Here is a 12,742-nt window from a genome sequence, read left to right on the forward strand (position 1 = left end):
TCAGCGGCGTCAGTCGTCGAGTGAACACAGCCGGGCAGACAGCTGCGCTACCCGGCGGCCAAACAGCAAAATGATGACAAAAGCGATAGGCCAGGCGACCACAAACGACGCCAGCCAGCGCTGCCCAAAAGCCCCGGCAAAGCCGGTGTTCACGGCGGTTACCACCGCCGTCATCAAAGTCACCATCAACACCGACATCAGCAACGCCTGTACCCAGTGCTGATACTTCCGTTTCAACATGGTTTTACTCCTCAGTCGCCACTCGGGCGCTCGTGTTTCAGCCACCATTCGCGGCCTTTAAGCATCAGATTCCAATACACCCAGGGAAACAGCGTGGTTTTCATCCACCAGTAAAACCGACGCGGGCGGCGCGGGTTCAGCGGAAAACTGGGCTGCAACACCCCGCCGTAACCGAATTCGGCCAGCACGACCTTGCCGGCTTCGACCGTCAACGGGCAGGCACCGTAACCGCTGTAACCGGAATTGATCGCCTGCCCCTGGCGCACCGCCAACAGATTGCGCGCCACCACCGGCGCCTGTTTGCGAATGGCCGCCGCGGTTTTGGCGTTGGGCGCCGAGGCCACATCGCCCAGCGCAAAAACGTTCGCAAACCGGGGGTGTTGCAAGGTGTTCTGATTCACTTCCAGCCAGCCGGCTTCGTTCGCCAGCACGCTGTCGCGCACCACCTGTGGCGCGCGTTGCGGCGGTGTGACGTGCAGCAGATCGAATTCCACTTCCAGTTCGCCGCCTTCGCTTTGGGCAAACCAGGCTTTGTGATTCGGGCCATCGACCCGCACCAGCGTGCTGCTAAACATCAGCCGCGCGCCGTAATCGCGGACGTAACTTTCCAGCACTGGCACAAAGTCGGCGACACCAAACAACACTGCGCCCGCGTTATGGAATTCGACCCGGATGTCGTTCAGGCAGCCCTGCTTTTTCCAGTAATCGCAACTGAGGTACATGGCTTTTTGCGGCGCGCCGGCGCATTTGATCGGCATCGGTGGCTGGGTAAAGATCGCCTTGCCTGAGCCCAGGCGTTGCACCTGCTGCCAGGTGTATTCGGCCAGTTCGGTGACGTAATTTGAGGTCACGCCGTTTTGTCCGAGCGTTTCGGCAAGCCCCTCAATGGCCTCAATGTTCAGTTCCAAACCCAGGGCCACGACCAACTGGTCGTATTCCAGCCGTTCCTGATTATCGAGCCGGACGGCGTTGTGTTCCGGCTCGAACGCCGCGATACGGTGCTCCAGCCAATCCACGCCCTTGGGCAGAAGTTTGGCGGTCGGCCGCTGCAATTGCGGCAGCGTCATCACGCCGCGCCCGACCAGCGTTTGGCCCGGCTGATAAATGTGTGTCTGACGCGGTTCCACGATGGCAATGCGCAGATCCGCCTGGCGCTGTTTCAGCGATGCCGCCACGGCGATACCCGCTGCACCACCCCCGGCAATTACAACCTGATATTTGCGTGTCATTTGAGCGTCTCTTCTATTTATTAGAGTTTTCTAATATTAGACACAAAATAAAAACTGGCAACCAAAACCTAAGTCGAATGGGTCATAACGTGGAACGGTGTGTGGGTGGGAAACGTCAGTCTTTGGCGGCGGCGACGTAGCAACCACGGCCTTGTTGCTTGGCGCGATACAGCGCTTTGTCGGCCTTTTCAAAAAACTGCCACAGCGTCTCGCCCGCCGAAGGCCGGGCGCTGTAGCCGCCGATGGAAATGGCAAGCTCGGTGCCGTGTTGGGCGCTCGACAACGTACGCACCGACGCCAGAATGCGCTCAGCGACTTGCGCCGCCTGGTCACCATCGGTGGCGCCCAGTAACACGACGAATTCATCACCACCAAAGCGGGCGATAACGTCGGTATCGCGCAGGCAATCGCCAATCTTGCCGACCACCTGCATCAGAATGCCGTCGGCGACCGAATGGCCCAGGGTGTCGTTCAGCGTTTTGAAGTTATCGAGATCGCAGACCAGAACGGTCAGCGCCGATTGCTCAGCGTATGCATCATCGAGCATACGCGGCGCTTGTTCGTCCAGATAACGGCGGTTGGGAATGCCCAATTGCGGGTCGCGCATCAGGCTGTCGCGCAGCTCGTTCTGCTGTTCGATCAAACGGCGCTGGGTGAGTTTGAGTTCTTCGATGTCGGTGTCGGCACCCACATAAACCCAGGGATAGCCGTCGGCGGTGCGATGCACAACAGTGCCTTTGTTGAGCAACCAGCGGTATTCGCCGTCGGACTGCTGATAGCGGTATTCGGCACAGAACAGGTCGGTTTCACCGCGAATCACCGCATTCCAGGCTTCTTCGACCCGGGGCCGGTCGCTCGGATGGATGTATTGCAGCCAGTCCCAGGCGTCGGCAAAAGGCACCTGACCGTCGAAATGCATCGGCGTGGTCAGCGGGTATTGGGCGTAATCGCGGTGATTGACGACAAAGACGCCCAACCGATCCATCGCCGCCTTAACCTTGGCGTCCCGATGCAGCACATCGAGCAGTTGAGCAACGGCCGAATCATCAGCCGGGGTTTGAATGGATGGCTTTGATGACTCCACGCTGACCTACGACCTCCCTGTCGTCGTTGGGTATTTTTATGAGAACCCGGTCACAATAACGCTATTTTTGCTCGGCGTCAGGCCCGCGACATGAATTTGCGCGACTCGGTGTTCACCCGAATGCGCTCACCCACTTCGATGTACTCCGGCACCTGAACGCTCAGGCCACGGCCCAGGTCGGCCGGTTTGTTGCGCGCCGACGCCGAAGCGCCTTTGATCGCCGGGGCGGTATCCAGAATCGTGCGGACCACCGATTGCGGCAGTTCGATCGCCACCAGCACCTCGTTCACGACCACGCCGGTCAAGCCTTCCATGCCGTCTTCGAGCCAGGGCAGCAGATCGTCTAAATCGTCACTGGAGAGCATGTGCTGAGCGTAATCCTCGACATCCATAAAGGTGTGCATATCGCCATCGGCAAACAGGTATTGAACGGTGCGCAACTGGGCATCGGCCAATGTCAGCAACTCGTCGCCTTTGAACGACTCTTCGCGCTTGCGTTTGGTGACCAGATCGTTGAACACCATCTTGTACAGCGTCGAAGCGCCACGGGCGCTGGGGCTGTGCACGTCGACTTTACGCACGATGTAAGGCTGACCGTCGAGTTCGACGACGTGGCCGGGTTTGATCTCAGGGGCTTTAGGCATAGGAAACTCGAGGTGAGGCTCAGTTAAAAAAGGTGGCGCAGTTTAGCACAGGGCCCGGCCGGAACCGCTACTGCTCAATGGCGTTTTGCGCACTGAACTGGCGCCGGTAATGCTCCATCGTCATGCCCAGTTCGCGCTTGAACAACCGACGGAAATTGCTTTCGTCCTGGTAACCGACTTCGCCGGCGATGCGTGCCGATGGCAGCCGGCTGTTTTCCAGCAATTGGCAGGCGCGTTTGAGGCGTTCTTTCTGCAAATACTTGAGCGGCGACAGGCCCGTGGCCTGAGCAAAGCGGCGCTTCAACTGACGGTCGCTGATCGCCAGTTCAGCAGCCAGTTGTTCGATGCTGACGCTCAGGTGCAAACGTTCACGCATCCGCGCCTGCGCCATTCGCACTTTGTCGTCGTTGTGCGGCGCATCGGCGCGGGTGGCGGCGTAGGCAACCGGCGCGGTGGATTGCCGATCAATCTGCATCATCTTGGCAACCTCCAGCGCCAGCGCTTCGCTGTGCAGGCGCGCGACCAGATGCAACACCAGATGTGCCGCGCTTTGCATGCCGCCACTGGTGCAGAGAATGCGGCCGTAATCGGCCAGCGCGGTATGGGTATCGGTGCGTATGCCAGGGAAAAGCCGCTGAAAACTGGCTTCGCTGCGCCAGTGCATCAAGGCCGGATACGGGCCCAGTAAACCGGCTTCGGCCAGCGCGAACGCGCCGGTACAGGCGCTGGCGACCCGGCCGCCGCGTTGGTAATGCTGCTGCACGGCGGCGATAACCGGCTGCATGCGATCCAGCGCCGCGCGAATGCGTTCGGGCCGCGACACCGCTTCAATGATGGACGGCACCAGCCAGAGTTGCTGACCAATCGGATACCGTCGATCAGCCAACGCCTGAGCTAACGATTGGTCCGCCGCCACCGGCAGACCGTTGAACGGCAACACCGGCTGACCATCGCTCGAGACCAGCGACCATTCGAACAATGGCGCCTCGCCGCCGGCTTTGTGATGGCAGTAATTGACCATCATCAACGCATCGACAAAACCGACCACCTGCGAGCCCATGCAGCGCTCGGTCAAAATAATCATCACTTGCATGGCATTCACCTGCGTAACAGTTGCCTCAGCTCAGAATGTCTATTTTAGACCCTAAGATGTCAAATATGACACTGCGCAATGGTTTAACTCCCGCGCAGACTGATGCTTCATTCGCATTGGTAGATCGCCATGACCCTGCGCAGCACCTTAACCAGCCAAGACACCTCGCCGGCCGCCCGAACCGAAGCCGGGCCCATGCCCGACAGTTTTAGACGGCTGGGGCGCGGCCTGAACGCGCTGGCCTGGGTATCGCCAGCCCTGGCCGGACAAGTATTGACCCGGCTCTGGTTCACGCCGCTGCACGGCGAACCGGGCCAACGCACTCGCGCCTTCTGGGCCAGCGCCGACCGGCGGCAACCGCTCTATCTCGACCCCAACGGTCTCGATCTGCACCTGTGGGGCAACCCCAAAGCACCGCTGATTCTGGGTGTGCACGGCTGGCGCGGCAGCGGCAGTCAATTCCGCGAATGGGTGACGCCTTTGGTCAACGCCGGTTATCAGGTCTGTTTGTTCGATCTGCCCGGTCACGGTCTGAACAAAAGCCGCCGTACTCACGTGTATGAATTCGCCCGGGTATTGCTGACCATCCAGACACAACTCGGCCAGCCAGCGGCGGTGATAGCGCACTCGCTCGGCGCTCAGTCGGTGATCCAGGCCATGGCGCAAGGGTTTCAACCGGGCCAGTTGGCCCTGGTGGCACCGGGGCTGGATGTGAACGCGCTGTTCGAAAGTTTTAACGGCGCTTTGGGCTTGAACAACCGCACCCGCGCTGCGTTCGAGCGTAGCCTGACGACCGAAACCCGAGCGTTATCACGCCGTTATCTGAACGAAGACACCAGCATCTGGCAGCGCATCAGCCTCGATTTCGCCGCGCCTTTTCTAACCCTGCCGGGGGTATTGGTTATGGATGCCGACGACCGCGAAGTGCCCATCGCCGACTTGCATCGCGCCGCTGCAGCCTGGCCTGCGGCCGAGTCGATTCAGACTCGCGGCCTCGGCCACAGCGGTGCGCTCAAAGATGCCGCCGTTATACGACAGCTGGTGAGCTATTTTCAGCGCCAGCTTTAGCCTGGGCCGCCTTGGCCTGCTGGCGGTAAGCGTGCAACAGCGGCTCGGTGTAGCCGTTCGGCTGTTGCTTGCCTTTCAACACCAGCGCCAGAGCCGCCTGAAAAGCGATGCTGGCATTGAAGTTTGGCGCCATTGGCCGGTACGCCGCATCGTGCGTGTTTTGCCGATCGACCACCGCCGCCATGCGCTGCATCGTCTCGATGATCTGCGCTTCGCTGCACAGCCCATGCAACAGCCAGTTCGCCATGTGCTGACTGGAAATGCGCAGCGTGGCGCGGTCTTCCATCAGGCCGACGTCGTTGATGTCCGGCACTTTGGAACAGCCGACGCCCTGATCAATCCAGCGCACCACGTAGCCGAGAATGCCCTGGGCGTTGTTGTCGAGTTCCTGCTGGATCGACTCGGCGCTGAGCCGGTTTGGATCGTCGAGCACCGGAATCGACAATAAATCGTCCAGCGACGCCCGCGCCCGTTCACGCAACTGCGCCTGGCGCTCGCGCACCTCGACCTGGTGATAATGCAGCGCATGCAAGGTCGCGCCATTCGGCGACGGCACCCAGGCGGTGTTGGCGCCGGCGTTTGGATGGCTGATTTTCAGCGACAGCATCGCCGCCATCTCATCCGGCATCGGCCACATGCCTTTGCCGATTTGCGCCCGACCGGGCAAGCCACAAGCCAGACCGACATCGACGTTGTTGTTCTCGTAAGCGGCAATCCAGGCGGTCTGTTTCATTTCCGCCTTCGGCACCATCGGCCCTGCCAGCATGGAGCTGTGAATTTCATCGCCGGTGCGGTCCAAAAAGCCGGTGTTGATGAACACCACCCGCTCGCGCGCGGCGCGAATGCAGGCTTTCAGGTTCAACGTAGTGCGGCGCTCTTCGTCCATGATGCCGATTTTCAGCGTGTTGCCCGGCAACCCCAGCGCCTGCTCGACACGCTCGAACAGCTCGACAGCGAACGCCACTTCGTCCGGGCCGTGCATCTTGGGTTTGACGATATAGACGCTGCCGGTGCGCGAATTGCGTTTGTCGCCCAGGCGTTTCAAATCGTGCAGCGCGGCCAGCGCCGTCATCATCGCATCGAGCACACCTTCGTAAATTTCCCGGCCGTGGCGGTCGAGCACCGCCGGCGTGGTCATCAGATGGCCGACGTTGCGCACGAACATCAGACTGCGGCCGGGCAAGGTCAGTGGCCGGCCGTCGAGCCCTTGGTATTCCCGATCGTCCGCCAGCGTGCGGGTGACGCTCTGGCCGTCTTTCTGGAAAGTGTCGCTGAGCGTGCCACGCATCAGGCCGAGCCAGTTGCGGTAGACCTCAACTTTGTCGTCGGCATCGACGGCGGCCACCGAGTCTTCGCAATCCATGATGGTGGTCAGCGCCGCTTCGATGCACAGGTCTTTAACGCCCGCGGCATCGGTGCTGCCAACGCGGGATTTGTGATCGATCTGAATCTCGATGTGCAGACCGTTGTTGCGCAGCAAAATCGCACTCGGGTTTTCCGGGTCGCCCTGAAAGCCGACGCACTGCTGCGGATTCGCCAGACTGGTTTCGCGGCCATCGACCAATTCCACCACCAGATCGCCACCCAGCACGCGGTAAGCACTGACCCGCGAATGGCTGCACTCGGCCAACGGCGCAGCCTGATCGAGCAATTGCCGACCGTAGGCGATCACGCGCGCGCCGCGCACCAGATTGTATTGGTCGGTCAGTTCCGCACCGTCGCTGAATGCGATGGCATCGGTGCCGTACAGCGCATCGTAGAGGCTGCCCCAGCGGGCGTTGGCCGCGTTCAGCGCGAAACGCGCGTTCTTCACCGGCACCACCAATTGCGGCCCGGCCTGGTCAGCGATTTCCCGATCCACCTGTTCGGTGCCGATCTGAAAATCCTCGCCTTCCGGCAGCAGGTAGCCAATGTCGGTGAGAAAGTCGCGGTAAGCATCGCGGTCGAAGGGTTCGCGGCTGCGTTCGGCGTGCCATTGGTCCAATTGCGCCTGCAAGCGATCCCGCTCGCGCAGCAAGGCATCGTTACGCGGGGTCAGGTCTTCGACAATGGCTTCCAGTTGTTGCCAGAGTTGTGCCGGCTCAATGCCGGTGCCTGGCGTCATTTCCTCGGCGACCAGGCGGTGCAGCGCAGTTGCGATCTGCAAGCCGCCCTCGGTAGTGCGGTCTGTCATGCTCGGTGCCTCTTGTTTTGTTGTTGGCGCTGGCGCGCCTTTTTCTGGGCGTTTTTTAGGTCGTTCTGGTGTCGTGCACTTCCTGAGCCTAGGGACGGAAAAATAATTCGACTAATTTATTGTTGTTATTTTCACTATTCAGCTGATGAATGTTAAACGATCGTTTGACCGAAACGCTGTTCAAAATTCCGGCGCTACCACTTCTTCGGCCACTTCGTTGATCAAACGACGCATCCAACGGTGCGCCGGGTCGTGGTGCAGCAGTGGGCTCCACACCAGTTTGAGCTGGATCGGCGGAATCTCGAACGGCGGCGCTTTCACTACCAAGCGCGGGTTCTCGGCCTGCAACAGCGCCGCACGCGACGGCACCGTCAGCACCAGATCGTTCTGCTCCGACAGCAACATGGCCGCCTGATAATGGCGCGTGAACACCGTGATGCGGCGCTTCTTGCCCAACTGGCGCAGCACTTCATCGACCCAACCGAGGCGCTGCACATCGCCTGGATCGACGCCAACGCTGACGCCAAAGCCCGTCTTCGACACCCAGACGTGCTGGGCTTCGAGGTAATTCTTCAGACTGAAATTATCGAGGATGGGGTTATCGCGGCTGACCATGCAGCAAAAGTCGTCCTTCCATACCGTGGTCTGATGAAACGACTGCGGAATGGAGTTAAAGCGGTTGATCACCAGATCGACCTTGCCCTGCTCAACATCGAAAAAGCTGACATCGCTGGGTGTCATCAGATCGAGAATCACGCTCGGTGCGATTTCGCGCAAACGCCGCAGCAGCGGTGGAATCAGCGTCGATTCGGCGTAGTCGCTGACCATGATGCGAAACACCCGGCCGCTGGCGGCGGCGTCGAATTCACTGCGCGGGCGGATGGCGCGCTCGATGTCTTGCAACACGGTGCGCAGCGTCGGCTCCAGTTGGCGCGCGCGCTCGGTCGGCGTCATGCCTTCGCTGGTGCGGATCAGCAGCGGGTCGTCAAACAATGTACGCAACCGGCGCAGGCCGTTGCTCATGGCCGGCTGGCTGATGCCCAGCTGGTCGGCGGCTTTGGTTACGCTGCGCTCGCGCAATAAAACGTCGAGGTAAACCAGCAGATTCATGTCGATGCGATTCAGTTGCATGGTGATTTCCGTCGGCAAAGTGACCGCATCCTAACCCAAGCACCTCTCCATTCACCACAGGAATAGCGAAAATAACGATTATAAATTAGCCAAATTTTTCAGCCGTCCCTAAGGTGAATTTATCGACGCCTACCGATCAAAAAACGATCAACCTAAACGATCAATCTAAATACAGGGCGCCGAAACACAGCAGTCCCCACAACAACAAGCCCGAGCGGCAGCACAACCAAGAGGACGTTCCGATGACGACTCCGACTACCGGAAACTACGATCGACAGCAGGAAATCGACGCCATCGCCCGCGACTGGGCAACCAACCCGCGCTGGCAAGGCATCCGCCGCAACTACAGCGCCGACGACGTGGTACGACTGCGCGGCTCGCTGAAACGCGACAACACCATCGCCACCCGTGGCGCGGAAAAACTCTGGCAACTGGTCAACGAAGGCGGCCGGCCAGATTTTCGCCCCGACAAAGACTTCGTTAACGCCATGGGCGCGCTGACCGGCGGCCAGGCGGTTCAGCAAGTCAAAGCCGGGGTGCAGGCGATTTATCTGTCCGGCTGGCAGGTCGCGGCCGACGCCAACACCAGTGAAACCATGTACCCGGACCAATCGCTGTACGCGGTTGATTCCGTGCCCACCGTCGTGCGTCGCATCAACAACGCCTTTGAGCGCGCCGACCAGATTCAGTGGCAGGCCGGCAAACAACCGGGCGATGCCGATTACGTGGATTACTTCGCGCCCATCGTTGCCGACGCCGAAGCCGGCTTTGGCGGCGTATTGAACGCCTATGAGCTGATGAAAAACATGATCCGCGCCGGCGCGTCCGGTGTGCATTTTGAAGACCAGCTCGCGGCGGTGAAAAAGTGCGGCCACATGGGCGGTAAAGTCTTGGTGCCGACGCAGGAAGCGGTACAGAAACTGACGGCTGCACGCTTAGCAGCCGACGTTGAAGGCGTGCCGTCGATCATCCTGGCGCGCACCGACGCCAACGCCGCCGACCTGTTAACGTCCGACTGCGACCCCTGGGACGCCGAATTCCTGACCGGCGAGCGCACCTCCGAAGGTTTCTACCGGGTGCGCAACGGCATCGACCAGGCGATTTCCCGTGGCCTGGCCTACGCGCCGTACGCCGATCTGCTGTGGTGCGAAACCGCCACGCCGAATCTCGACGAAGCGAAAAAATTCGCCGAAGCGGTGCGCAAGGAATTCCCGGACCAGCTGCTGGCGTACAACTGCTCGCCGTCGTTCAACTGGAAGAAGAATCTGGACGACGCCACCATCGCCAGGTTCCAGACTGAGCTGTCGGCCATGGGCTACAAATTCCAGTTCATCACGCTGGCGGGCATTCACAACATGTGGCACGGCATGTTCAACCTGGCGTACCACTACGCGCGCAAAGACATGTCGGCTTACGTCGAATTGCAGGAACAGGAATTCCGCGACGCCGACAAGGGCTACACCTTTGTGGCGCATCAGAAGGAAGTCGGCACCGGCTACTTCGACGACATGACCACGGTGATTCAGGGCGGCAGTTCGTCCGTCACGGCGCTGACCGGCTCGACCGAAGAAGCGCAGTTCGCCTGAGTGATTCAAACCATTAAGACCGGGGCCGACGGGTTGGCCCCTTCCCCTTTGGCGTCGCGTGCGGCGCCTTTTTCGTTGACCGTTGTATTTTCGTTGCCCGTTGTTTTTTCATTGACAGTTCTGGGGTGCCACTTAGACTGGCGCGCATGAACAACTGGATTCGCACTCTCCGATTTACTGACCTCCGAGCCTTGCAAGTGGGCGCGGCGGTCTGACTTTTCCTGTCTGAAAAGCCATCTCCGAGCCCCGGTTCGGAGGATTCCAAAACCAACGCATTGGAATGAATTTGATTCAAGCGTCCTCGCTTGAGTCCTGGCTTTTTGGAGATCAAAGATGAATACCCAGCTCACCGCCGAGCAATTGGTCGCGGCCTTGTCACTGCGCGATTTAAGCAACCCGGCGCAAGGCCCGCACGCCATCCAGTTATTGCTCGACGCCATTCAAACCCACCTGACCGACACCTATCAGGCACCGCTGCAACGCCTGCCCGCCTCGCCTTTGGTGCCGGTGACGCAGAACTACGACGCGCTCGGTTATCCGCCCGACGGCCCGGCACGCGAGGCGCGTTACAGCCGTTATCTGTCCGACGACTGGATGTTACGCACCCAAACTTCGGCGCTGGTGCCCACCTGGCTGCAATCCTGGCCGGACAAAACGCCGCGTCGCTTAATGCTGCTGACGCATGGCCTGGTGTACCGACGCGACAGCATCGACCGGCTGCATTGCGCCGAACCGCACCAGGCGGATATCTGGATTCTGCTGCCTCGCTCGGAACTGATCGATGAACAGCGAATGGTGCGCACCGCCATTGGCGAGCTGTGTCAGGCGATTCTGCCCGACCAGGCCATCAGCCTCAGCCGCTCGCCCCACCCTTACACCCAGGACGGTCTGCAACTCGACGCGCTGACCGCCAAAGGCGAACTGGTGGAAATTGGCGAGTGCGGTCGCATCGACCCCGGCTTGCTGGCACGCACCGGCTGGAACCCGAACGACGTGACCGGCATCGCCATCGGGCTCGGCCTGGATCGACTGTTAATGGTGCGCAAGCAACTGCCCGACATCCGCCTGCTGCGCAACGCCGACCCGCGTGTCGCCGAGCAAATGCTGGATCTGGAACCGTGGCGGCCGGTGTCGTGGCAGCCAGCCATTGAGCGCGATCTGTCGATTGCCACCGACAACGCCACGGACGCCGAACTGCTCGGCGATCAAGTGCGGCAAGCGCTCACCGATCAGGCCGACTGGCTCGAAATGGTGCAAGTGCTCAGCGAAACGCCAGCGCACGCACTGCCACCGCAGGCGGTCGAACGATTGGGCCTGAAATCCGGGCAAAAAAACCTGCTGTTGCGGCTGGTGATCCGGCACCCGACCCGCAGCATCACTCAGGCCGAAGCCAATGCGTTGCGTAACCGCGTCTATCAGTCGGTGCACCGTGGCGAGGTGATGCACTGGGCTAACGACTGACCAAACGACAGACCATAGGGCGTAAAACCTTCGGCCACTGATCCAGCCCAACGCACAAGCCTGGTGCGTTGGGCTTTCTTTTAAGCCCACTCACAGCAAACCATTTTCGCTCATCGCCACCGCAGCCCGGCAATCCTCGGGTTAATCGGACGCTGGCGCACTCCTTGCTGAGCGATGTCGCCTATTCAACTAACAATTGACTCACTAACGACCCCTGAAACAGGAAGAACGATGTCCATTAAACGCACCCTCAGCCGAATTCTTTTTGTCGCCGCCACCTTGGTCGGTGCCGTATCCGTCAGCCACGCCGACGTGCTGGAAGACATCCAACAGCGCCAGGTATTGCGCGTTGCCGTACCGCAGGATTTTCCGCCCTTTGGTTCCGTCGGTACCGACTTGCAACCCCAAGGTTTTGATATCGACATGGCGCAGTACGTGGCCGATCAACTGGGCGTCGAACTGGAACTGATTCCGGTCACCAGCGCCAACCGCATTCCCTATCTGCAAACCCGAAAAGCCGATCTGGTAATTTCCAGCCTGGGCAAAAACCCCGAGCGTGAACGCGCCATCGATTTCACCGCGCCCTACGCACCGTTCTTTTTAGGCGTCTTCGGCGCCAGCGATCTGAGCGTTGCCTCAGCTGACGATCTGGCCGGCATGACCGTCGGCGTTACGCGCGGCGCCGTCGAAGATCTGGAACTGGAAAAAATCGCGCCGTCGAGCACCACCATTCAGCGTTTTGAAGACAACAACACCACCTTGTCAGCCTATCTGTCCGGTCAGGTGGATTTGATTGCCACCGGCAATCTGGTCGCCACCGAAATTGCCACGCGCAATCCGAACCGCGCCCCGGAAGCCAAATTCATGCTGAAAAACTCACCCTGCTACATCGGCTTGATGAAAGGCGAAACCGCGTTGCAGGCGCGCGTTAATGAAATCATCGCCGGCGCCCTCGCCGACGGAACTCTGAACGAGATCTCCATGAAATGGTTGCGCGCACCGCTGCCTGCAGACCTGGGTGCCTAAGCCATCG

Annotated in this window: 11 protein-coding genes; 4 read left to right on the forward strand and 7 right to left on the reverse strand. The window is 60.1% G+C overall.

From position 1 onward, the window contains the following. Positions 1-9: 9 nt before the first annotated feature. The 5 genes from DW349_RS12395 to DW349_RS12415 form a co-directional block, all read right to left on the reverse strand. Complete coding sequence (locus DW349_RS12395) at positions 10-240, reverse strand: DUF2798 domain-containing protein (RefSeq protein WP_108125023.1); 231 nt, start codon at positions 238-240, stop codon at positions 10-12. An 11-nt stretch (positions 241-251) separates the two neighbouring features. Further along, positions 252-1,469, reverse strand: coding sequence for an NAD(P)/FAD-dependent oxidoreductase (locus DW349_RS12400; protein ID WP_108125022.1), 1,218 nt, complete (start codon positions 1,467-1,469; stop codon positions 252-254). A gap of 115 nt (positions 1,470-1,584) precedes the next feature. Beyond that, on the reverse strand, positions 1,585-2,553 hold the full coding sequence (locus DW349_RS12405) for a sensor domain-containing diguanylate cyclase (RefSeq protein ID WP_108125021.1): 969 nt from the start codon (positions 2,551-2,553) through the stop codon (positions 1,585-1,587). Positions 2,554-2,630: 77 nt separating this feature from the next. Beyond that, complete coding sequence (efpL, locus tag DW349_RS12410) at positions 2,631-3,197, reverse strand: elongation factor P-like protein EfpL (RefSeq protein WP_108125020.1); 567 nt, start codon at positions 3,195-3,197, stop codon at positions 2,631-2,633. A gap of 67 nt (positions 3,198-3,264) precedes the next feature. Further along, complete coding sequence (locus DW349_RS12415) at positions 3,265-4,290, reverse strand: GlxA family transcriptional regulator (protein ID WP_108125019.1); 1,026 nt, start codon at positions 4,288-4,290, stop codon at positions 3,265-3,267. 129 nt (positions 4,291-4,419) lie between these two features. Here DW349_RS12415 and DW349_RS12420 point away from each other — a divergent pair, with 129 nt between their 5' ends. Further along, entirely contained in the window at positions 4,420-5,358 is a 939-nt protein-coding gene (locus tag DW349_RS12420) for an alpha/beta hydrolase (RefSeq protein WP_108125018.1), read from the forward strand. On the opposite strand, the gene DW349_RS12425 is transcribed toward DW349_RS12420, so the two are convergent. Beyond that, entirely contained in the window at positions 5,318-7,531 is a 2,214-nt protein-coding gene (locus DW349_RS12425; protein ID WP_108125017.1) for a malate synthase G, read from the reverse strand. The genes DW349_RS12420 and DW349_RS12425 overlap by 41 nt on opposite strands. A 180-nt stretch (positions 7,532-7,711) precedes the next feature. Continuing rightward, on the reverse strand, positions 7,712-8,662 hold the full coding sequence (locus DW349_RS12430) for a LysR family transcriptional regulator (protein ID WP_108125016.1): 951 nt from the start codon (positions 8,660-8,662) through the stop codon (positions 7,712-7,714). A 242-nt stretch (positions 8,663-8,904) separates the two neighbouring features. On the opposite strand from DW349_RS12430, the gene aceA reads away from it, so the two are divergent. From aceA to DW349_RS12445, 3 genes are all read left to right on the forward strand, one after another. Then, positions 8,905-10,248: an isocitrate lyase gene (gene aceA / locus DW349_RS12435; RefSeq protein ID WP_108125015.1), complete on the forward strand. Its 1,344-nt coding sequence runs from the start codon at positions 8,905-8,907 to the stop codon at positions 10,246-10,248. Positions 10,249-10,581: 333 nt separating this feature from the next. Further along, positions 10,582-11,709, forward strand: coding sequence for a PheS-related mystery ligase SrmL (srmL, locus tag DW349_RS12440; protein WP_108125014.1), 1,128 nt, complete (start codon positions 10,582-10,584; stop codon positions 11,707-11,709). A gap of 231 nt (positions 11,710-11,940) precedes the next feature. Further along, the gene (locus DW349_RS12445; protein ID WP_108125013.1) at positions 11,941-12,735 is read left to right on the forward strand and encodes a transporter substrate-binding domain-containing protein; all 795 of its coding nucleotides are present in this window, start codon (positions 11,941-11,943) and stop codon (positions 12,733-12,735) included. Positions 12,736-12,742 lie beyond the last annotated feature (7 nt).

It is taken from the genome of Saccharospirillum mangrovi (assembly GCF_003367315.1).
Taxonomy (GTDB): domain Bacteria; phylum Pseudomonadota; class Gammaproteobacteria; order Pseudomonadales; family Natronospirillaceae; genus Saccharospirillum; species Saccharospirillum mangrovi.

Coding starts and splice junctions, on each gene's coding strand:
- DW349_RS12395 (WP_108125023.1), bottom strand. CDS start 240: ATGTTGAAACGGAAGTATCAGCACTGGGTACAGGCGTTGCTGATGTCG.
- DW349_RS12400 (WP_108125022.1), bottom strand. CDS start 1,469: ATGACACGCAAATATCAGGTTGTAATTGCCGGGGGTGGTGCAGCGGGT.
- efpL (WP_108125020.1), bottom strand. CDS start 3,197: ATGCCTAAAGCCCCTGAGATCAAACCCGGCCACGTCGTCGAACTCGAC.
- DW349_RS12415 (WP_108125019.1), bottom strand. CDS start 4,290: ATGCAAGTGATGATTATTTTGACCGAGCGCTGCATGGGCTCGCAGGTG.
- DW349_RS12420 (WP_108125018.1), top strand. CDS start 4,420: ATGACCCTGCGCAGCACCTTAACCAGCCAAGACACCTCGCCGGCCGCC.
- DW349_RS12425 (WP_108125017.1), bottom strand. CDS start 7,531: ATGACAGACCGCACTACCGAGGGCGGCTTGCAGATCGCAACTGCGCTG.
- DW349_RS12430 (WP_108125016.1), bottom strand. CDS start 8,662: ATGCAACTGAATCGCATCGACATGAATCTGCTGGTTTACCTCGACGTT.
- aceA (WP_108125015.1), top strand. CDS start 8,905: ATGACGACTCCGACTACCGGAAACTACGATCGACAGCAGGAAATCGAC.
- srmL (WP_108125014.1), top strand. CDS start 10,582: ATGAATACCCAGCTCACCGCCGAGCAATTGGTCGCGGCCTTGTCACTG.
- DW349_RS12445 (WP_108125013.1), top strand. CDS start 11,941: ATGTCCATTAAACGCACCCTCAGCCGAATTCTTTTTGTCGCCGCCACC.